The 21,461-nt window shown below is 67.4% G+C and carries 19 protein-coding genes; 8 read left to right on the plus strand and 11 right to left on the minus strand.

The window, feature by feature from the left end; genetic code table 11:
• Positions 1-24: 24 nt before the first annotated feature.
• The 4 genes from HWX03_RS27275 to HWX03_RS27290 all read right to left on the minus strand — a co-directional run bounded on the left by HWX03_RS27275 (position 25) and on the right by HWX03_RS27290 (position 2,707).
• Positions 25-636: an alpha/beta fold hydrolase gene (locus HWX03_RS27275; protein WP_175824081.1), complete on the minus strand. Its 612-nt coding sequence runs from the start codon at positions 634-636 to the stop codon at positions 25-27.
• A 57-nt stretch (positions 637-693) separates the two neighbouring features.
• A complete protein-coding gene (locus tag HWX03_RS27280; protein ID WP_175873380.1) occupies positions 694-1,428 on the minus strand; it encodes a metallophosphoesterase family protein in 735 nt (244 codons plus the stop codon).
• Between the two features lie 97 nt (positions 1,429-1,525).
• A complete protein-coding gene (locus HWX03_RS27285; RefSeq protein WP_175873381.1) occupies positions 1,526-2,062 on the minus strand; it encodes a GNAT family protein in 537 nt (178 codons plus the stop codon).
• A 12-nt stretch (positions 2,063-2,074) separates the two neighbouring features.
• Positions 2,075-2,707, minus strand: coding sequence for a LysE family translocator (locus HWX03_RS27290; RefSeq protein WP_175873382.1), 633 nt, complete (start codon positions 2,705-2,707; stop codon positions 2,075-2,077).
• Between the two features lie 303 nt (positions 2,708-3,010).
• On the opposite strand from HWX03_RS27290, the gene HWX03_RS27295 reads away from it, so the two are divergent.
• From HWX03_RS27295 to HWX03_RS27305, 3 genes are all read left to right on the plus strand, one after another.
• Positions 3,011-4,204: a porin gene (locus HWX03_RS27295; protein WP_175873383.1), complete on the plus strand. Its 1,194-nt coding sequence runs from the start codon at positions 3,011-3,013 to the stop codon at positions 4,202-4,204.
• 97 nt (positions 4,205-4,301) lie between these two features.
• Complete coding sequence (locus tag HWX03_RS27300) at positions 4,302-4,733, plus strand: GFA family protein (RefSeq protein WP_175873384.1); 432 nt, start codon at positions 4,302-4,304, stop codon at positions 4,731-4,733.
• A gap of 442 nt (positions 4,734-5,175) precedes the next feature.
• Positions 5,176-7,101: an SMP-30/gluconolaconase/LRE-like region family protein gene (locus tag HWX03_RS27305; protein WP_175873385.1), complete on the plus strand. Its 1,926-nt coding sequence runs from the start codon at positions 5,176-5,178 to the stop codon at positions 7,099-7,101.
• A gap of 135 nt (positions 7,102-7,236) precedes the next feature.
• Here the strand turns inward: HWX03_RS27305 and HWX03_RS27310 are convergent, their stop codons facing one another.
• Positions 7,237-9,405 (minus strand): TonB-dependent siderophore receptor, encoded by a 2,169-nt coding sequence (locus HWX03_RS27310; protein ID WP_175873386.1) that lies wholly within the window; start codon positions 9,403-9,405, stop codon positions 7,237-7,239.
• 404 nt (positions 9,406-9,809) lie between these two features.
• Here HWX03_RS27310 and HWX03_RS27315 point away from each other — a divergent pair, with 404 nt between their 5' ends.
• Positions 9,810-10,256 carry a hypothetical protein gene (locus HWX03_RS27315; RefSeq protein WP_175824088.1) on the plus strand — a complete coding sequence of 149 codons (447 nt, stop codon included), beginning with the start codon at positions 9,810-9,812 and terminating at the stop codon, positions 10,254-10,256.
• Positions 10,257-10,282: 26 nt separating this feature from the next.
• Here the strand turns inward: HWX03_RS27315 and HWX03_RS27320 are convergent, their stop codons facing one another.
• The 5 genes from HWX03_RS27320 to HWX03_RS27340 form a co-directional block, all read right to left on the minus strand.
• Positions 10,283-11,380, minus strand: coding sequence for a porin (locus tag HWX03_RS27320; protein ID WP_175873387.1), 1,098 nt, complete (start codon positions 11,378-11,380; stop codon positions 10,283-10,285).
• A 103-nt stretch (positions 11,381-11,483) separates the two neighbouring features.
• Complete coding sequence (locus HWX03_RS27325; protein ID WP_175873388.1) at positions 11,484-12,827, minus strand: MFS transporter; 1,344 nt, start codon at positions 12,825-12,827, stop codon at positions 11,484-11,486.
• Between the two features lie 163 nt (positions 12,828-12,990).
• Positions 12,991-14,052, minus strand: a complete 1,062-nt coding sequence (locus HWX03_RS27330) for an aromatic ring-hydroxylating dioxygenase subunit alpha (RefSeq protein ID WP_175873389.1) — start codon at positions 14,050-14,052, stop codon at positions 12,991-12,993.
• Positions 14,053-14,108: 56 nt separating this feature from the next.
• Positions 14,109-15,074, minus strand: a complete 966-nt coding sequence (locus tag HWX03_RS27335) for a PDR/VanB family oxidoreductase (RefSeq protein ID WP_175873390.1) — start codon at positions 15,072-15,074, stop codon at positions 14,109-14,111.
• On the minus strand, positions 15,071-16,150 hold the full coding sequence (locus HWX03_RS27340) for an aromatic ring-hydroxylating dioxygenase subunit alpha (RefSeq protein ID WP_175873391.1): 1,080 nt from the start codon (positions 16,148-16,150) through the stop codon (positions 15,071-15,073). Before HWX03_RS27340 ends, HWX03_RS27335 begins: the two co-directional genes overlap by 4 nt.
• A gap of 198 nt (positions 16,151-16,348) precedes the next feature.
• On the opposite strand from HWX03_RS27340, the gene HWX03_RS27345 reads away from it, so the two are divergent.
• Positions 16,349-16,837, plus strand: a complete 489-nt coding sequence (locus tag HWX03_RS27345; protein ID WP_174387096.1) for a MarR family transcriptional regulator — start codon at positions 16,349-16,351, stop codon at positions 16,835-16,837.
• A gap of 54 nt (positions 16,838-16,891) precedes the next feature.
• Here the strand turns inward: HWX03_RS27345 and HWX03_RS27350 are convergent, their stop codons facing one another.
• Positions 16,892-17,638, minus strand: coding sequence for a TetR/AcrR family transcriptional regulator (locus tag HWX03_RS27350; protein WP_175873392.1), 747 nt, complete (start codon positions 17,636-17,638; stop codon positions 16,892-16,894).
• A gap of 170 nt (positions 17,639-17,808) precedes the next feature.
• On the opposite strand from HWX03_RS27350, the gene HWX03_RS27355 reads away from it, so the two are divergent.
• From HWX03_RS27355 to HWX03_RS27365, 3 genes are read left to right on the plus strand one after another with little or no spacing between them, the layout of a single operon-like run.
• The gene (locus tag HWX03_RS27355) at positions 17,809-18,990 is read left to right on the plus strand and encodes an isovaleryl-CoA dehydrogenase (protein WP_175873393.1); all 1,182 of its coding nucleotides are present in this window, start codon (positions 17,809-17,811) and stop codon (positions 18,988-18,990) included.
• Between the two features lie 31 nt (positions 18,991-19,021).
• The gene (locus tag HWX03_RS27360; RefSeq protein WP_175873394.1) at positions 19,022-20,629 is read left to right on the plus strand and encodes a carboxyl transferase domain-containing protein; all 1,608 of its coding nucleotides are present in this window, start codon (positions 19,022-19,024) and stop codon (positions 20,627-20,629) included.
• Positions 20,630-20,648: 19 nt separating this feature from the next.
• Positions 20,649-21,434, plus strand: a complete 786-nt coding sequence (locus HWX03_RS27365; RefSeq protein WP_175873395.1) for an enoyl-CoA hydratase/isomerase family protein — start codon at positions 20,649-20,651, stop codon at positions 21,432-21,434.
• Positions 21,435-21,461: the final 27 nt, after the last annotated feature.

Raw genomic sequence — 21,461 nt, forward strand, 5'->3', positions numbered from 1 at the left:
CCGAAGCGTGCGGTGTGTGCGACGTCACACGCGTTGCAGATGCGCGTCGACGAGCGGCGCGAGCGTTTCTGCGTGCACGGCCGCGAGATCGTGCCGCCCGCCCGGCACGATATGCAACTGTGCATCGGGCAGCCGTTCGAGCAGGCGCCGGCCGGCCGCGACCGGGCTGATCGGATCGTCGTCGCCCCACAGCAGCAGCGTCGGCTGCGCGATACGGCCGATGTCCGGCGACAGGTCCGCGCGAAACGTCATGAACCAGTCGGGCAAGTGCGGGTTCGCTTCGGCGAAACCGGCCCGCCAGTCCTGCCCGCCGAGTCCTGCCATGTCGAGGCCGCCGGACGTGACCGTCAGCACGAGATGCGTGACGAGATCCGGCTTGTCGAGCGCCGCGCGCATCGCGATCACGCCGCCCATCGATTGCGCGATCACGGCGGTCGGCCGGTCGACGGTGGCCAGCACATGACGTACGAGGCTGTCGAAATCGTCGACGGCGGGATCGCGCGGCATGTCGCCGAAGCCCGGATAGGCGACGATCCGCCGCTCGGCCGGATGCGTCAGCATGCCGGCCAGCGGTTGCCAGAACGCGGTGCTGCCCGAGGCGCCGGGCAGGAAGAGCAATTGCGACGGAAAGGGCATGGCGTGGTGGTGTTCCTGTAATCGAAGCGAAACGGGTGACGGGGCGGGGCGTGTGCGTCAGCAGCGGCCGGTGCGCAGCGCGACGGCCCAGTCGTCGCGGCCGCGCGAGGCCGCGATGGGGGCGGCCGTGTGCCAGTCGTATTCGACCGCATGGAATTCGACGTTCCAGCCGGCCGCCGTGCGCGACACCATCGCGTAGCGCGCATGCGGCGAGCCCGTCTCGATCCGGTGCGGATGCGGCAGGTCGTCCGCGTACGCCTGCAGCCCGACGCTGCCCGGATTGACGATCAGCCGGCCGTCGTCGAGCTTCGCGGTACGCGGTACGTGCGTGTGGCCGCACAGGATCAGCGAGGCCGCCGTGTCGCCCGCGCGCTGCGCGACTTCGTCGGGCGTGGCCGCGCGGCAGCCGTCGGGCGTGACCGTTTCGAGGAAATAGACGAGATCGCTGGCCGGCGTGCCGTGCACCATCAGCACGTCGCCGTCGAGCGTCAGGCGTTCGGGCAGCGCGGCGATCCAGTCGAGCTGGTCGGCGCGCAGCGTGTCGTGCGCCCAGCGATCGGACAGCCGCATCGCATCGCGATCGTAGGTGAGCAACTGCCGTTCGTGATTGCCCTTGACGGTCGGCAGGCCGAGCGCGATCAGGCGGTCGGCCGTCTCGGCCGGGTGGAGCGGGCCCGACACGATGTCGCCGAGATTGACGATCACGTCGGCGCCGCGGCGGCGGACGTCGTCGAGCACCGCGTCGAGCGCGGCGAGGTTGCCGTGGATGTCGGAGAGCGCGGCGATTTTCATGGCGGAGCGTCGATGAGGGGAACGGCGATTGTCGCCAATTCGGCGCGGGCCGTCCAATCGCGTCACGGCATCGGCGCGCGAGGCCGCGAGCGGCGCGTCAGTCGGTCGCGAGCCGCGCGTACATCGCGAAATCGCCCGGCGTGCCGCGCACCATCTTGTAGGCGCGCAGCAGCCCTTCGTAGCGGTAACCGCACTTCTGCAGCACGCGTGCGGAGCCCGCGTTGCTGGTCAGCACGACGGCCTGCATGCGGACGAAGCCGCCGTGCGTGAACGCCCACGCGGTGACGGCTTCGCATACCGCGCTCGCGATGCCGCGCCCCCAGTGCGACGGCGCGAGGTCATACGCGATCTCCGCCGAGCGGTTCACGGTGGACACCGTATGCAGCCCGATCGTCCCGGCGAGCGCGCCCGATGCGGTGTCGACGATCGCGAGGCGCCGGACCGAATCCGGATCGGCCGATTCGATGTTGTCGAACAGCGGCAGCAGATCGTCGGGCGAGCGCAGGTTCCAGCTCGTATGACGGAAAACGTCTGGGTTCGACAGATACGCGTACCACGCGTCGAGATCCGCGCGTTCGAGTTGCCGGAGCGACAGGCCGGGGAATCCGGCGCGGGGCGGTGTGGCGATTTTCATCGGACCCGGCGCCTACGCGGCATGGCGCCGGTACAGCGCCAGCGAACCGGCGAGCGCGAGCAGCATCGCGCCGCACGTGCGTTCGAGCCACAGCGCGCCCGAGCGCTTCAGCAGCCGCACCGCGCGGGCGCCGAGCAGCGCGTAGCCGAACATCACGACGCCGTCGAGCAGTGCGAACGTGACCGCGAGCGCGACGTATTGCGGCGCGAGCGGCGCCAGCGGATCGAGGAACTGCGGCAGGAACGCGGAGAAGAACAGATAGCCCTTCGGGTTCGTCACCGCGGTCAGGAAGCTTTTCGCGAAGATCGACGCGTTGCGTCCGGAGGCCGTGCCGCCCTGCGCGGCCGCGACGTCGAGCGACCCGTTCGACGTCAGCAGCCGGATGCCGACATAGGCGAGGTAGGCGGCGCCGAGCCACTTCACGACCGAGAACCAGAACGCCGACGCCGTCAGCAGCGCGCCGAGGCCGAGCGCGACCGCGACGATCAGCACGAAGTCGGATAGCATCGCGCCCGCGAAACCGTAGGCCGCGCGGCGCACGCCGTAGCGCGAGCCGTTGGTCAGCGCGAGCAGCACGGTCGGGCCGGGTGTCGCGATGCCGACGAACGCGACGGCGGCGAAGATCAGCAGGGTCGTTTCATGCATGAAGCAGCTCCCGGTGGAAGGCGCGCAGCCGATTATCGTCCGCGTCGCCCCGGGCTGTACAGGCGCGCCAGCCGCGCGCCCGGCCGCGCATCCGACTATCTCAATTTTGACAAGAAACTGTTGTCATTATTCCGCTTTGGAACGGAACCGGTTCCAACTACCATACCGGCCGCAGCGGGCATGCCCGCCGCGTCGTCGCGCGTGGACGTCGCCGGCCTCGCACCGCCGGCGGATGTCGTCGCCCGCGCGCGCTACTCGCAACAGTCAGCCAGAACAACGGGTTCACCGCCCGGAGACATCACCATGAACAAGCAACTGATCGCAGCCCCGCTGCTGCTCTCGCTCGCGGGTATCGCCGCCGCGCAAAGCTCCGTCACGCTGTATGGCATCGTCGACGCGGGCGTGACCTATCGCAGCAACGAACGGGTCGGTTCGGCGGGCGCGTACACCGGGCATTCGAGCGTCGGGCTCACGACCGGCAACCTGTCCGGCAGCCGCTGGGGCATCAAGGGTTCCGAGGATCTCGGCGGCGGGATGCGCGCGCTGTTCGTCCTCGAGAACGGCTTCGACATCACCAACGGCACGTCGGGCCAGGGCGGCCGCCAGTTCGGCCGGCAGGCGTTCGTCGGCGTCGGCAGCGACCGCTACGGCACGATCACGCTCGGCCGCCAGTACACGTCGCTCGATGACTTCGTGAGCCCGGTCGGCCCGTCGTCGTTCATCGGCGGCTTCGGTGCGCACCCGGGCGACATCGACGATCTCGACCAGACCGCGCGCGTCGACAGCGCGATCAAGTACACGAGCGCGAACTACTCGGGCTTCACGTTCGGCGCGCTGTACGGCTTCGGCGGCCAGCCGGGCAGCATGAAGCAGCGCAACACGTGGAGCGTCGGCGCCGCGTACGCGGCCGGCCCGCTGCGCGTGGGCGTCGGCTACGAGCGCTCGGACAACAGCAAGACGGGCGCGGCCGATCCGACGGCGGGCAAGTGGCAGAGCACCGACGACGGCCTGTTCAATTCGTCGATCAACGAAGGCTATGCGAGCGCGCAGTCGCAGCAGGTGATCGCGACGGGCGCGACGTACGACTTCGGGCCGGCCGTCGTCGGCGTGAACTACAGCAACGTGCAGTACCGCAGCGGCGGCCAGTCGCTGTTCTCGGGCCACGCGACCTTCAACGTCGCGGGCGTGTTCACGCGCTGGAACGTGCAGCCGCAAACGCAGCTGTTCGCCGGCTACAGCTACACGCGCGGCAGCGATGTCGATGGCATCGACAACCGCGCGCAGTATCACAACGTCACGCTCGGCGCGGTCTACGACCTGTCGAAGCGCACCAGCGTGTACCTGCTCGGCGCGTACCAGCGTGCGTCCGGCACGACGCTCGACGCGCTCGGCCGGCCGGTGGCCGCGACCGCGTCGGTGTCGGACAAGGCGAACGGCCATTCGTCCGATTCGCGGTCGCAGGCGATCGTGAGCCTCGGGCTGCGCCAGAAGTTCTGACGCAGCGGTCGTTGCGCGTGCAACGGGGCCCGCGGCGGCTGCGGGCCCCGTGGTCGGCATGCTCCTATACTGTCGCCTCCCTTTTCGAGGAGACGACATGACCCGAACGCTTTCCGCGCGCTGCCTGTGCGGTGCCGTGACCGTCACGCTGCGCGGCGAGCCGGCGGCGCGCGCGAACTGCCATTGCACGACCTGCCGCGACTTCTACGGCACGCCGATGCTGTCCGCGACCGCATGGCCGCCGGAGCAGGTGACGATCGACGGCGGCCACGCGACGTTCCCGCATCCGTCGAAGTCGATGTCGCGCACTTGGTGCGCGTCGTGCGGCGAGATCGTGTTCGGGACGAACCGGCTCGGCATGCGCGTCGTGCCGAACAGCCTGACCGCGCGTGCGGATGGCGGGCAGTTGCCCGGCGACCTGCAGCCAACGATGCACCTGTTCTACCGGCAACGCGTGCTCGACGTCGTCGATGCGCTGCCGAAATACGTCGACGGCTGGGACGCCCCGACGTTCGACCCGGCGAGCTGAACGATCGCCGCCGCGTGCCGGCACGGCCGGCGCGCGGTTTTCCCGCCGCATCCTCCTTTTCCTCCCGCTTCCCTTCCATACGCGAAATCGCAAAAAAACGTGCGCGCCGGATAATATTTTTTTCTTTCATTTAAATTTCGATTTGTAATAATCGAAACGGTGTCCGGTGAATGAAAAAGCAATGCGGTCATGCAAGAAAAAATGACGCATTCGCATTCAAGACCCGGAAGAAAATGCCGGGGAATGCGCCGAGATCGCGCGGCTGGCGGGCCGTCGTGGCGCGGGTTCGCAGATTTTTCGATCTTTGACGAAAAAGCGCCGGACGGCAAAAGGCGCGGAGTGAATAATTCGGGATAACGGCGAACGCGTATTGCCGGAATCACCAATATTTCATGCGCCGCGATTTACAGTGTCGACCATTGTTCGTCTGGGAGCATTATTCATGTCAATGAAACAAATTCGCGCGGCGTTGCTGGGAATGTGCATGGTGATACTGGCGCCGGCAAGCCACGCGCAGGCCCAATACTCGACCGACTGGCTCGCGAACACGTACGGCACGCTGGCCTCGCACGTCGGCAACGGCGCGCGCTCGATGTGGGTCGCGCCCGAAGGCGTGATCTACACGGCGTCGCGCTGGGACGAGAACGCGGGTGGCGTCGCGATCTACCAGAACGGCCAGCCGCTCGGCACGATCGGCATCCACGACGAATTCCATGGCGGCGCGATCACCGGCAATTCGACGTCGCTGTTCGTCGCGCTCGGCTACAACCGCACGTTCGGCAGCGGTTCGGTGGGCCGCTACAACCGGAGCACGAACCAGCGCGACCTGCGCATTCCGGTCAGCACGTGGACGGGCATCCAGTATGCGGACGTGATCACGGGCCTCGCGACGGGCGGCAACCTGCTGTACGTGAGCGACTTCTACGGCAACCGCGTGCGCGTCTATACGACCGACGGCGTGTGGCAGCGCGACATCGGCGTCACGAGCCCCGGCGCGCTGGCGCTCGACGCGGCCGGCAACCTGTGGGTCGCGCGCAAGAGCGCGGGTGTCGTCGCGCAGTTCAGCGCGACCGGCGCGGCGATGAACACGCTGCAGATGGCGGCCGGCGCGCGGCCGGCGTCGCTGTACTTCGATGCGCCGATGGGCCGGTTGATGGTGGGCGACGAAGGGCCCGACATGAACATCAAGGTATACAGCGGGCTGCCCGGGCTGCCGGTGCAGGTCGGCACGTTCGGCGTGCAGGGTGGCTATCTCGACACGACGACGGGCATCAAGGGGCAGGTGGGCGACAAGCGCTTCACGCGCGTCGCGGCGCTCGGCAAGGATGCGGGCGGCAACCTGTACGTGCTGAACAACGCATGGGGCGGCGGCTGGGATCTCGGCCGCAACGGCAGCACCGATCTGCATTCGTACAGCCCAATCGGCACGCTGCAATGGAAGCTGCAGGCGCTGAACTTCGAGGGAATCGCCGCGCCCGACCCCGTGACCGACGGCACGTTGTTCTTCAGCGGCAACAACGTCTATACGGGCACCGCGGGCGGCACGTTCGTCGCGAATACGGTCGACCCGTTCACCTATCCGAAGGACCCGCGCCTCGACATGAACGACTACCAGCGCGGCCAGCACTTCGGCCAGCTCGTGAACGTCGGCGGCAACCGGATCCTCGTCGCGTCGGGCCAGAACCCGGGCAACTTCAACTTCTATTACTTCAACACCGCGAGCGGCTATATCGCGATTCCGGCCGGCTCGCTGCCCGGCAAGCCGTTCAACACGACGCTGCAGGTGACGGCCGGCTTCGACATCGACGGTAACGGCGACGTGTGGGCCGGACTGAACGGCTCCAACGTGATCACGCGCTACCCGATGACGGGCTTCGACGCGACCGGCAAGCCGTCATGGGGCAAGCCGGTGACGACGCCCGTGCCGAGCAGCGTGGCGCCCGTGACGCGCATCATCTACCAGGCCGACAGCGACACGATGATTCTCGCGCAGGGCCTCGCGGGCAACTGGGACTGGACCGCGATGAACGGGCACATCGAGGTCTATCGCGGCTGGAAGAACGGCAACACGAGCACGCCGAACCCGGTGATCAACCTGACGAGCGCGAACCCGAAATCGATCGCGGCGGCCGGCCACTACCTGTTCGTCGGCTACGTGCACACGGTGCCGAACATCGACATATTCGACCTGAACACCGGCGCGCTCGTCACGACGCTGACGAACTCGAACGCGTCGGCGATGGACGTCGGCAACGATGTCGACTCGATGTACGGCGTGCGCGCGTACCTGCGCTCGACCGGCGAGTACGTGATCACGAAGGACAACTACAACGGGTCGAGCATCGTCGTGTATCGCTGGCGGCCGTGAGCGCGCCGGGGCCGGCTGGCCGGCGTGCCTCTGCCCGGCCGGCCCTGACCGTGACGCGACGTGTTGTCGTTCAACCGGGTTGCGTCGGCAAACCGGGCAGAGCAGTCGAGCGGCAGGAGGCGCCGCTCCGGGGCGTCAGAACGACACCGTCGTCGTCAGCGTGACGAGCCGCGGCTCGCCGACCGCGACGATCAGGTTGTTGTTGCTCGACGGATAGTAGGTCTTGTCGAGCAGGTTCTTCACGTTGAGCTGGAAGCGGGTCGGGAACTTGCCGATCGTCGTTTCGTACGCCGCGAACGCGTCGACGGTCACGTAGCCGGGCAGCGTGAAGCTGTTCGCGGTGTCGCCGGAGCGGGCGCCGACGAGCCGCGCCCCGCCGCCGAAGCGCCAGCGCCCGGGCAGGTTCGCGATGGCCGTGTCGACCACCGCGAACAGGCTGCCGGTGTGGCGCGCGACGTTGACGAGCGGCGTGTTGCTGTCGCGATCGTTCGCGTTCGTATACGCATAGCTGCCGATCACGCTCAGGTGGCGCGTGATCTGCCCGGCGACGTCGAGCTCGATCCCGCGCGAGCGTGCGGTGCCGATCGTCGACGTGATGTCGCCGACCGTGACCGCGACGTTGCGCTTGTCGATCTGGTACACGGCGAGCGTGCCCGTGATCGCGGGCTTCAGGCTGAACTTCAGCCCGGCCTCGAGCACGCGGCCGTATTCCGGCGCGAGCGGCGCCGCGACGTTCGACGCGACGTTCGGCTTGAACGAGCGGCTCACGTTCGCGTACGCGGTCAGCGCCGGCGTCAACGCATACGCGAGCCCGAACTGCGGCAGCCAGACGCTGCCGCGCGAGCGGTCGGCGAACACGAACGGCCGGCCCATCCCCGATTCCTGCTGCCAGTTTTCCCAGCGCAGCCCGCCCACCGCGGTGAGGCGCCCGGTGATCTTCACCGAGTCCTGCACGATCGTCGAATACGCATGCACGACCGAGCGCGAATCGCTTTGCTTCGGATTGGGTAGGCCGCCCGGCGCGAGCAGCCCGTACACGGGATCGTAGAGATTGAAGCCCGTCGCCGCCTTGCCGCGGATCGTGTCGCCGCGGAAGCTGCGCTGCCGCTCGTATTCGCCGCCGAGGTAGATCGCGTGGTGCATCCCCGCGAGCGTCACGTTGCCGAGCAGGCCGAGCGTCGCGATCTGGTCGGAATCGTTGCGTCCGAGGTTCGCATCGGACGAGCGCGTCAGCGCGCCGGTCCTGCTGTTGAACGCGGTGGCGCGCGTGATGGTCTGGTCGTAGCGGTCGCGGCCCCAGCCGTAGGTCGCGCGCACGCGCCAGGCATCGGAGAAGCGGTGCTCGATACGCGTACGCAGCGTTTCCTGGATGCCGCTGCTTTGCGACCACGCCTCCTCGTAGCGGCGATAGCGCAGCGCGTCGTCGAGCTGGCCGTTGACGAGCACGGTGCCGCGGTCGAACGGCATCGTGTAGTCGACGTACTGGTAGCTGACGTCGATCGACGTGTTCGCGTCGTGCCACGACACCGCGGGCGCGATCAGCGCATTGCGTTCGCGGCCGAAGCTGCGCCAGTAGCGGCTCGTATCGTATTCGCCGGTCAGCCGGAACGCGAGCGTGCCGCCCGCGACCTGGCCCGGCTTGCCGAGCGGCCCCGTGAGATCGAACTGCGCGTTGCTGCCGCCATGGTTCGTGCGCGACGCGGAGATCGAGCCGCCGAACGTGTCCTCCGGCTTGCGCGTGACGAGGTTGATCACGCCGCCCGGGTCCTGCATCCCATACAGCAGCGAGGCCGGGCCCTTCAGCACTTCGACGCGGTCGATCGTCGCGAGATAGCTGTGCAGCACCGGCGTGCGCACACCGTCGACCAGCACCGAGCCGTCGTTGTTCGACCCGAAGCCGCGCTTGATGAGCGCGTCGCGCGTGCCGCCGAGCGTATTCGTCTGCGTGACGCCGCTGATGTTGCCGAGCACGTCGTCGAGCGAGCGCGCTTGCTGGTCCTGCATCACGCTGCTGCTGACCACCGCGACCGATTGCGGGATCTCCTTCAGCGCACGGTCGTCGCCGCCCGCGATGCTCGTCGTGCGCGGCTGATAGCCGATCGTCGGATCGACGGCTGCCGACGCGTTGACGCTGATCGCCGGGAGTTCGTGGTCGGCGGCCGGCGCAGCGGCGTGTGCGGGCGCAACGGGTTCGGCACCGGCCGCCTGCGCGCCGCTCGCGGCGCACAGGGTGAGCAGGACAGGCAGGCGGGTGCGCCACGGACGCAAGGTCCGGGCACGGCGGGGCGTTCGACGGAATGGCATGAATCGATGCAGGAAGAGGAATGCTAAGGATCGTGTTGCGGGCCGCGGCGTTGCGTGGCGATCAGGACGCGCATGATATACGTAATGAGAATCGTTTGCAATTGTAATAGGGTGACCGGTCAACGCTCTGCGCTCGGTTGCCGGCCTGCCGGCCGTCTGCTACCGTAGCGGCCAAAATCAGACGCAGTGAAATTCAACGAGAGAGCCGGGGGCCGCACCATGTCATCTTCCTGTCACGATGTCGCGTTCAGCGCGACGCCGCACACCGCGCACGAGCGTGCGGGCGATGAAGTGATCGCAGCCGTGTACCGCCATTCGAACGATTAAGGCAACGGAAGCGAATTCAACCGGCGTAACGCCGGGCTTCGATCATTTCAACCATCACGCTGGACGGGAGACCACCCATGAAGAAGATTTCCGCGCCGTTCGCGGCGGCCGCGCTTGCGGCCTGTGCGCTGCTGGCGGGCGTTCACCAGGCCGCCAGTGCGGCTTCGGCCGCCGAACCCGCGATCGACGTGCATTACGGTGCCGTGATCGAGGCCTATACGCAGGACATGGCCGCCGCGAAGACGAAGTACGACGGCAAGCGCCTCACGTTCGTCGGTGCCGTGATCCGGATGGGCAGCGACCCGGGCGGCACGTATTTCGGCGCGCTGACGGCCGACGGCGAGCAGTTCGACACGCATTTCGACGTGGCCGACCAAGGCGCGCTGAAGCCGAAATTCCCCGGCGGCGAGATCAAGCCGTTCGTCACGTCGGCGGCGTTCCGGTTCAGCTGCGTGAACGAAGGCTATATCGACGCGCCGGTGCTGCCGGGGTTGAAGCTGTCGCATTGCCGGCTCGCCGATTGACCTGATTGATGTGCGGTGTCCGGCGTTCAGAACTTCTGCTGGATGCCGGCCATCGCGCCGAGCTGGTTCATCCCGGTGCCGACCGTCCCGCCGGCCGCGACCGCGTTCGCGGCCAGTTTGCTGTTGAACATGTAGCCCACCGACGTGTAGACGGTCGTCCGCTTCGACAGGAAGTAGTTCGCGCGGCCGACGAGCAGCGTGCCGTTCGCGCCTTCGCTGCGTTCGCGGCGTTGCAGGTAGCGTACGCCTTGCGCGTCGAGCGCGAGATAGGGCGTCACGTAGTACGTGCCGCCCGCGAACACGATGTCGGCCTGCAGGTGTTCGGCCGCCGCGAGGTTGCGGCGGATCCACCCGGCGCCGAGTTTCGCGGGGCCGATCTTCACGTAGCCGGCGACGATGTCGCGCGTGTCGGTGTATGCCGGATTGTTCAGCGGCGCGAGCGCACCGCCGCCGCCGCGCATCACGTCGTGCGACGCGGCGAGCCCGAAAGTGCTCGCGTCGTACGCGAGCATCGCCGTGTATTGGCGGCACGCGACGATGTCGCCGGCCACTTGCCCGGCACAGCCCGTCGCCGACGGTCCCGCCGGCCCGGCCGCGTCGCGGCCGAAACTGTAGGTGGCGCCGAGCGTCACGCCGTGAAACGTGCCCTTGTAGCCGATCGCATTGTCGCTGCGCGCATTCGGCAGATAGGAGTCGAAATCCGCCATCGAATGAATCGACGGGCCGATCACGTCGGCATTGGTCAGCACGATCATCGACATGTTCATCTGGCGGCCGAGCGTCAGCGCACCGAACGGGCTGTTCACGCCCACGTTCGCCTGTCGTCCGAACAGGCGTCCGCCGTAATTCAGCGCACCGGTGCCGGGCTGGAAGCCGTTTTCGAGCACGAAGAACGCCTGGTAGCCGCCGCCGAGATCTTCCGTGCCGCGCAGGCCCCAGCGTGACGGCACCTCGCCGGTCAGCGTCGGCATCCCGCTGAACGACCCGCCGTGCGCGGCGTTGTTGTAGTAGGACACGCCGGTATCGATGATCCCGTACAGCGTGACACTGCTTTGCGCGCAGGCCGGGCCGGCCAGTGCCACCCCCATCGCCATCGCGAGTGCGACGCCCGGTTTCTTTTTCATGGCTGTCTCCAAACAGTATGTAGATATGCTTATCGATTTTTATAGTGCCCCGGACGTGACCGGGATGACGACGCGTATCGGGTGAGGCTGCGAGCGTGGCGCGTTACGACAGCGCCGGATCGCGCCGCCCGTGCGATGCGGTGGCACGCGCGCCGGCCACGGCGACGGCGATCGCCGCGCCGGCCATCGGCAGAAGGAACGCGAGATAGAGGTGGGACACGGACCAGCCGTCGTCCAGCAGCGCGCCGACCGTCATTGGCGACAGGATCGCGCCGAGGCGGCCGATGCCGACCGCGAGGCCGATGCCGGTCGTGCGGATCTCGGCCGGATACGGCGTCGGCGACAGCGCATACATGCCGGCCACGCACGCATTGATCACGGCGCCGAGGAACACGGCGACCGTCATCCCGATGCCGAGCGAGCCGGTGTTCGCGCCGAACACGACCATCAGCACGCCACCGAGCAGCAGCGTCGCGCCCAGCAGGTTGCGCAGGCCGAACCGGGTCGACAGCAGGCTGAAGAGCGACGCGCCCACGATGCCGCCGAGATTGAGCAGCACGCCGCCGGTCACGCCCTGCGACGCCGACAGCCCGGCCTGGACCAGCAGCTTCGGCGTCCAGCTCACGACGAAATAGAAGCTGCCCATCACGAGAAAGAACGCGATCCACAGCGCGATCGTGCGGCGCGTGAGCGGTGCGCGCAGCACGGCCGTCCAGTTCGACGCGGGGCCCGTCGTATCGGCGGATCCTATGGCGACCGGCAGCATGTCGATCGGCGCGCGCTTCATTCGCGCGAGGATGCGGTTGATTTTCTGCAGCGCATGCTCCGGACGCCGCGCCAGCAGGAAATCGAGCGACTCCGGCAACAATGCGAGCACCATCGGGATCGCCAGCAACGTCAGGATGCCGCCGAACGCGAACACGCTGCGCCATCCCCACGTCGACAGCAGGTAACCGGCAACGACACCGCCGGCCGTCGCGCCGATCGCGTAACCGGCCGACTGCATGCCGATCGCGGCGCTGCGCCATTTGTTCGACGCGTATTCGCCGCTGATCACGGTGAGGCTGGCGAGCATGCCGCCGATGCCGAGCCCGGTGTAAGCACGCGCGATCGCGAGCTGCAACGTGCTGTGCGTAGCCGCGCAGGCGAGCATCCCGGTCGAGATGACGGCGAGGCAGAGCAGGATGATGCGGCGGCGGCCGACCCGGTCGGCCAGCGGTGCGATTAGCACCGAGCCGATGCCCATGCCGGCCAGCCCGGCGCTCAGCAGCAGGCCGATTTCCTTGCCGCTCAGTTTCCATTCGGCCGCCAGGTGCGGCGCGGCAAACGCGATGGCCAGCACGTCGAAGCCGTCGAGCATGTTCAGCACGACGCAGGCCGTGACGGCCATCGTCTGGAACGCGCTCATCGGGGACGCGTCGATCGTATTGCGGATATTTGCGCTCACGTCAAAGATCCTTCATAAGAATAGTATGACTAATTGATTGGGACGAAATCGAAGCCTGGTGAAGCGGATGAGACAAAACCCAATGCGATGGCGGGGGCCGACAGGCAACTGCGGCGCGCCCGCCGCGAATGGCCGGCGCCGTTCGCGCGCCGGCATGCGATGGTCAAGCGGGCTCCGGTTGCAGCAGCAGGCGCTCGATCACGCGCCGCGCGCGATTGGGACCTGCATCGACGTGAATGTCGATCTGGCGACCGTCCGGAAACCGCCGCTGATTCCGGTACTGCGCTTCGATCACGGTCTTGTCCTCGTCGAAGGTCGCCGCGGATTGCTCGATGACCGTTTGCGCGACGCGTTCGATGTCGTGTCGCGGATTGGTCGCGACGGTCCAGAAGTAGTGCGTCGTCGCTTCCGTCTCGGGCGTGATGCCGTGGAAGCCGCGCATATGGAAGCCGCCGCGCGCCGGGTCGAGCAGGTCGCCGGTGCCCGCGTCCATCGCGCCGGTCCAGATGCGGATATGCGACACGTGGAACTCGATTTCCTGCCAGCGATCGACGCGGCCCGCGAACGGCCAGGCGGCGGTGTACGTCGGCGGCGGGACGGAATCCGGCATCCGGCGGACCAGCGTCACCGTGTCGCCGTCGCTGCTGACGTGCGTGTCCGCGCCCATGTGCAGCGTCGCGTTGCCGCCGATCGTCTTCAGGTGCACGTAGCCGAGATGGCTCAGGTCCATCAGGTTGTCGTGAATCAGCTGATACGGCGCGTCGTAATGGTAGTGGCCACCGCCGAACCGGTAGTGCGGATCCGAGTGAAACGGGTAGCGCGGCGGCGCGCAGGTGGGTTCGGCGTGCGCGTCCGCGCCGATCCAGATCCAGACGATCGCGTCCTGTTCCTGCACCCGATACGACGCCACGCAGGCCTTCGCCGGAATCCGGTCCTGGCCGGGGATTTCCACGCACGTGCCGCCGCGGTCGAACAGCAGGCCGTGATAGCCGCAGCGCAGGCCGCGCGCTTCCAGCGAGCCGCACGACAGCGGCAGCGACTTGTGGCAGCAGCGATCCTCCAGCGCGCCGACTTCCCCGGACGGCAGCCGGAACAGCACGACCGGCCGGCCGAGCAGCGTGCGGGCGACCGGTTGGTCCGTCAGTTCGGATGACAGCGCCGCGACCCACCATCGGTTGAGCGGGAACTTAGGAGTATTGATTGGCGGTCGGGCATGTTGCTCCATGGGGTGTCTCCAGTATCGTGATTGGCCGCCGCGTGTCGGGCGGTCCGTCTCTCGATCTACAGATCGATTACCAGCAGGTCGGTGCGGGACCTCGAACAGCACGGCATGAACTGGTCGCCGGCCGCCTTTTCGTCGTCGGTCAGATACGCATCGCGATGATCGGGCTCGCCTTCGAGCACGCGGGTCACGCAGGTGCCGCACACGCCTTGCTCGCACGACGTCAGCACGTCGACGCCGTTCGCCGCCAGCGCCGCGATGACCGTGCAATCGGCCGGCACGTCGATCACCTTGCCGCTGCTCGCGATCCGCACCTGGAACGCGCGGTCCGCGCCGGACGTTGCCACCGCGCCGCCGAAGAACTCATAGTGCAGCCGTGCGTCGGTCCAGTTGCGCTCGCGTGCCGCGTTCAGCACTGCATCCATGAAGCCACGCGGGCCGCATACGTACAGGTGCGTGCCTTCAGGCGCGGCGGCGAGCACGGCAGCCAGGTCGAAGCGTTGCGCGGGATCGCCGTCGTCGACGTGGAAGCGGGCGCGATCATGGAAACCGGCTGCATTGATCCGCTCGACGAAGGCCATGCGATCGGCCGAACGCGCGCAATAGTGCATGTCGAACGGCATGCCGGCCGAGAACAGCCGTTCCGCCATGCTGAGAATCGGCGTGACACCGATCCCGCCGGCGAGCAACAGATGATGCGGCGCGTCGGACGCGAGCGGGAACTGATTGCGCGGCATGCCGATCCGCACGGTATCGCCTTGCCGGACTTCGTCGTGAATCGCGCGCGATCCGCCTCGACCTTCGGCATCGCGCAGCACCGCGATCTGATAGCGATCGCGTTGCTCCGGGTGGTTGCACAGCGAGTACTGGCGCACGAGCCCGCCCGGCAGATGCACGTCGATATGGGCGCCGGCGTCGAAGTGCGGCAATGACGAGCCGTCGTCGCTGACCAGTTCGAAGCCGCAGATGTCGCGCGCTTCCTGCCACTTGCGGGCCACCCGCACCGTCAATGTCGCGCCGCTCATGACGCCTCCTTGACCCGCGCGACCGGAATCACGGGCCGCTGCGGGCTCGCCGCGTTTTCGGCGGCGCGCAGCCGGTCGATCACCTTGCGCGACAGCACGCCGCCGGCGTCGATGTTGAGCTTGAGGAGCGTGCGCTCGGGCCACTGCTCGAGATTGCGCTGCTGGCGCTCGAGCATCTCGAGATCCTCCGCGAAGATCTTGCCCTGGCCTTCGCGGATCTCGGCGGTCAGCGCGTCGTCGTCGGGCCGGAAGTTGCGCGCCATCCCCCAGAAGTACCAGATCGACGTGTCGGTCTCGGGCGTGATGAAGTCGACCACGATCGACGACGCTTTCTTGTCCGCCGGCGCGTCGTAGCCGCCGTGGCCCGCATGCGCGACGCCCACTTCGATCATCACGTGGCTCGGCGGTGTGAAGCGGCAGATCTGCCAGCGGTCGACCGGCACGTCGTCGGCGAGCCCGTTGCCGCGCAGCGCCATCCGCCAGAACGACGGCGGCATCACGTTCTCCATGAAGCGGCTCGTGACGACTTCGTCGCCGTGGCTGGTCGTCTTCGGCGGCGCTTCGTCGATTTCCTTCTGGCCGATGCTCGTCGCATGCACGTAGGTCTCGTGCGTGAGGTCCATCAGGTTGTCGATCATCAGCCGGTAGTCGCAGCGGATGTGATACAGGCCGCCGCCGTGCGCCCAGGCCGGATCCTCGGCCCATGCCAGCGCGGGCAGTTTGGCGGGATCGGCTTCGGACGCGTCGCCCGGCCAGACCCACACGAAGCCGTACCGCTCGACCGCCGGGAAGCTGCGAATCGGCGGGAAACCGCCGACCCGCTGGCCCGGCATGCCGGTCGCCTTGCCGTTGCAACCCATTTCGAGCCCGTGATAGCCGCACACGAGCACGCCGTCGCGCACGAACCCCAGCGACAGCGGCGCGCCGCGGTGCGGGCAGAAATCCTCGAGCGCGGCGACCTGGTCGTCCGCCGCGCGGTACAACACCATCGATTCGTTGCAGATCTTGCGGCCCAGCGGCTTGCCGTCGATTTCGTCGGGCGTGCAGGCCACGTACCAAGCGTTCTTGAGAAACATGTTCCTTGTCTCCTTCGGGGCGGTGCCGCCGATACGCGGCATCCCGTCATTCCGTGTACTGAATGAGATTCAGTGTACTCATTGAGATTGGCGGGAGCAAGGCGAGCGGTATACTGGTTTTCCCGGGAAATGGCGCGAGGCAGCGCCATGCCGTCGGCGTGCGCAACGGCGCGCGCCGCCTATGTCATCGACTCATTCATGGAAAAAACGAATCCCGCCGACCTGCCGGCTTTCCCGCTCGACCTGTACGACGAACCCGGGCACCTGATCCGGCGCGCGCACCAGATCGCGGTTGCGATGTTCTACGAGAAGCTGGGCCGGGACGTGACACCCGTGCAGTACGCGGTGCTGCGGATGCTCTACGAGAATCCGGGGCTCGACCAGGTGACGCTCGCGCAGCGGGTGGCGCTCGACACGTCGACCACCGCCGATCTCGCGGTCCGGCTCGAAGCGAAAGGATTGATCGTCCGCGAAGTGCTGCCGCGGCGGCAGCGGCGTCTGTTGTTGACGCCGGCGGGCGTCGAACTGCTCACGCACCTGATTCCGTCGGTGAAGGAACTGCGTGCCGGGCTGTTCGACGGGATGGGCGAGGACGATTCGCAGGAACTGATGCGCCTGCTGCGCAAGTTCGTCCATTTGAACAACGAGCAGAGTCGCGCGCCGCTGCGGGTGAGCGAGGATTCGTAGCGGCTCCGTGCTCTGCTAGACGGCGCAGGCGCGGCGGCGTGCCGCCCGCCCGCGTCACGCGCGTGACGCTTGCCCTTCCAGCCGCCGCACGGCTTCGGCCACTTCGTTCCTGAAGCGCACCAGCGCCGCCTGTTCGGGCGCCGGCGGCTGCACGGCGGCCCACAGCATGTCGATCAACTGCGTGGCCGTCGTTTCCGTATCGAGCTTGCGGTGCCCGAGGATCGCGTCCCACAGCACGTGCTCCATCGGCCCGAACACCATCGAGCGCAGCAGGCTCAGCGGCAGATCCGCGCGCACCTGCCCGGCCGCCTGGCCGCGCGCGAGCACGTCCATCAACGGCGCCGTGTAGCGGCGCTGCAGCGCGGTGAGCTCGTCGCTCAGCGCATGCTGCTTCGCGCGGCCTTCCGACAGCACCAGCGCGCACAGCCCCGTGCCGTTCACGAGCATCAGCCGCAGGTGGGTGCGCACGATGAACGCAAACTGCTGCTGCACCGACGCGTCCCGCGGCATCCCGTGCTCGAACGCGGCGATGATTTCGTCGTACCAGTCGGCGATCACACGCGCGCACAGCTCGCGCTTGCCGCGGAAATAGCTGAACACCGTCGCCTCCGACACGCCCACGCGCTGCGCGATCTCCGCGGCCGTCGCATGCTCGTAACCTTTTTCCGCGAACACTTCACGGCCGGCGCGCAGAATGTCCTGCACGCGCTGCTGGGATTTGCGCCCGGCGGGTGCGCGCGGCGTGTCGGCGCGGTCGGCTTTGGCGGTGGCGGTCATGGTGTCGGCGGGAGCGGCTGTCATGCTCGCATCATATCTGAGTATCACTCAGAAAACTATTGACGCCAAACCCGGCGAGGCGCGAAACTGTGCAAAATTTCCGCTGTATTGGTCAATGAATCGACGTATTCATTCGATTTGAGCGAAACTCAGAAATCGGTGAGTGCGACACACTTTCTGGAGACGGAGGAGACATGATCAACCTGCCCGGCGTGCAATTCATGCTCGGTGAAGACATCGAGATGCTGCGCGACGCCGTCGCGACGTTTGCGGCGAAGGAAATCACGCCGCGCGCGGCGGAGGTCGACCGCACCGACCAGTTCCCGATGGATCTGTGGAAGAAGTTCGGCGATCTCGGCGTGCTCGGCATGACCGTCTCCGAGGAATACGGCGGCGCGAACATGGGCTACACCGCACACATGGTCGCGATGGAAGAGATCTCGCGCGCGTCGGCATCGATCGGCCTGTCGTACGGCGCGCACTCGAACCTGTGCGTGAACCAGATCCACCGCAACGGCACCGAAGCTCAGAAGCAGAAATACCTGCCGAAGCTCGTGTCGGGCGAACACATCGGAGCGCTCGCGATGAGCGAGCCGAACGCCGGCTCCGACGTCGTCAGCATGAAGCTGCGCGCGGACAAGCGCGGCGACCGCTACGTGCTCAACGGCACGAAGATGTGGATCACCAACGGCCCCGACTGCGACACGCTCGTCGTCTACGCGAAGACGGACGTCGAAGCGAATGCGCGCGGCATCACCGCATTCATCGTCGAGAAGGGGATGAAGGGCTTCTCGGTCGCGCAGAAACTCGACAAGCTCGGCATGCGCGGGTCGCACACGGGCGAGCTGGTGTTCCAGGACGTCGAAGTGCCGGAAGAGAACATCCTCGGCCAGTTGAACGGCGGCGTGAAGGTGCTGATGAGCGGCCTCGACTACGAGCGCGCGGTGCTGTCGGGCGGCCCGACGGGCATCATGGCCGCGTGTCTCGACGCGGTGGTGCCGTATATCCACGACCGCAAGCAGTTCGGCCAGTCGATCGGCGAATTCCAGCTGATCCAGGGCAAGGTCGCCGACATGTACACCACGTTCCAGGCATGCCGTGCGTATCTGTACGCGGTCGGCCGCCATCTCGACTCGGCGGGCAGCGACCATATTCGCCAGGTGCGCAAGGACTGCGCGGGCGTGATCCTCTACACGGCCGAGAAGGCGACGTGGATGGCCGGCGAGGCGATCCAGATCCTCGGCGGCAACGGCTACATCAACGAATATCCGGTCGGCCGGCTGTGGCGCGATGCGAAGCTGTACGAGATCGGCGCCGGCACGAGCGAGATCCGCCGGATGCTGATCGGCCGCGAGCTGTTCGCGGAAACGATGTAACGCCCCACGTCACGCGAACGGAGCCCCGTCGATGCCGATCATCGAATCGAAACTGAACCCGCGTTCGGAAGACTTCCGCGCGAACGCCGCGGCGCTGGAGGCGGTCGTCGCCGATCTGCGCGCGAAGATCGAACAGCTCGCGCAGGGCGGCGGCCAGGCCGCGCGCGACAAGCACCTGTCGCGCGGCAAGCTGCTGCCGCGCGATCGCATCGCGCAACTGCTCGATCCGGGCGCGCCGTTCCTCGAGTTCTCGCAGCTCGCGGCGAACGGCATGTACAACGACGACGCGCCGGGCGCGGGCGTCATCACCGGGATCGGCCGCATCGCCGGCCGCGAATGCGTGATCGTGTGCAACGACGCGACGGTCAAGGGCGGCACCTACTACCCGATCACCGTGAAGAAGCATGTGCGCGCACAGGAGATCGCCGCGGAAAACCGGCTGCCGTGCGTGTACCTCGTCGATTCGGGCGGCGCGAACCTGCCGAACCAGGACGACGTGTTTCCCGATCGCGACCACTTCGGCCGCATCTTCTTCAACCAGGCGACGATGTCGGCCGCGGGGATCGCGCAGATCGCCGTCGTGATGGGCTCGTGCACGGCCGGCGGCGCATACGTGCCGGCGATGAGCGACGAGTCGATCATCGTGAAGGAGCAGGGCACGATTTTCCTCGGCGGGCCGCCGCTCGTGAAGGCCGCGACCGGCGAGGAAGTGAGCGCTGAGGATCTCGGCGGCGGCGACGTGCACACGCGCCTGTCGGGCGTGGCCGACCATCTCGCGCAGAACGACGCACATGCGCTGTCGATCGCGCGCAACATCGTCGATCACTTGGCACCGAAAATCGCGCCGCCGGTCGCGCTGCGCGAGCCGAAGCCGCCGCGCTACGACGCGAAGAGCCTGTACGGCGTGATTCCGGTCGATACGCGCAAGCCGTTCGACGTGCGCGAGGTGATCGCGCGCATCGTCGACGATTCGGAGTTCGACGAATTCAAGGCGCGCTTCGGCACGACGCTCGTCACCGGTTTCGCGCACATCTGGGGCCATCCGGTCGGGATCGTCGCGAACAACGGCATCCTGTTCTCCGAATCGGCCGTGAAGGGCGCGCATTTCATCGAGCTGTGCTGCCAGCGCAAGATTCCGCTCGTGTTCCTGCAGAACATCACGGGCTTCATGGTCGGGCGCAAGTACGAGAACGAAGGCATCGCGCGGCATGGCGCGAAGATGGTGACGGCCGTGTCGAATGCGAAGGTGCCGAAGTTCACGGTGATCATCGGCGGCTCGTTCGGCGCCGGCAACTACGGGATGTGCGGCCGCGCGTTCGGCCCGCGTTTCCTGTGGATGTGGCCGAACGCCCGCATCTCCGTGATGGGCGGCGAGCAGGCCGCGTCGGTGCTCGCGACCGTGCGCCGCGACGGCATCGAGGCAAAGGGCGGGTCGTGGTCGGCCGAGGAAGAGGATGCATTCAAGCAGCCGATTCGCGACCAGTACGAGCGCCAGGGTCATCCGTATTACGCGAGCGGGCGGCTGTGGGACGATGGCGTGATCGACCCCGCGCAGACGCGCGACGTGCTCGGGCTCGGCCTTGCCGCGTCGATGAACGCGCCGATCGACGACACGCGCTTCGGCGTGTTCCGCATGTAACGCCCGGGAGGACTGACCGATGCGATACGAAACGATCAAGGTAAGCGAAGCCGGCCGCGTGGCGACCGTCACGCTCGCGCGTCCTGACGTGCGCAATGCGTTCAACGAGACGACGATCGCCGAGCTGACCACCGCGTTCGAATGGCTCGATGCGCACGAAGGTGTGCGCGCGATCGTGCTCGCCGCGGAAGGTGCGGCATTCTGCGCGGGCGCGGACCTGAACTGGATGAAGAAGATGGCCGGTTACTCGGACGACGAGAACCGCGCCGATGCACGCAAGCTCGCGCGGATGCTCGAAGCGATCCATCGCTGCGGCAAGCCGGTGGTCGCCCGCGTGCATGGCGACGCGTATGCGGGCGGCGTGGGCCTCGTCGCGGCGGCCGACATCGCGATCGCCGCCGACGGCGTGAAGTTCTGCCTGTCGGAAGCGCGGCTCGGGCTGATTCCCGCGACGATCGCGCCGTACGTCATCCGTGCGATGGGCGAGCGCGCGGCGCGCCGCTACTTCACGACGGCCGAGGTGTTCGACAGCACGCGCGCCGCGTCGCTCGGCTTCATTCACGATGCGGTGCCGGCCGACGCGCTCGACGAAACGGTCGCGAAGCTGGCGGCGACGCTCGTCGCGAACGGCCCCGACGCGGTGAAGGCGTGCAAGCGGCTCGTCGCCGACGTGGCCGGCCGCGCGCTCGACGCGACGCTGATCGAGCAGACCGCCGACTGGATCGCGAAGACCCGCGCCGGCGCGGAAGCGCGCGAAGGGATCGCGTCCTTCCTCGAAAAGCGCACGCCGTCGTGGCGTGAATGATCGCGTGACCCCAACCTTCCGGACGAC

This window comes from Burkholderia sp. BCC0397, from assembly GCF_902832865.1.
Taxonomy (GTDB): domain Bacteria; phylum Pseudomonadota; class Gammaproteobacteria; order Burkholderiales; family Burkholderiaceae; genus Burkholderia.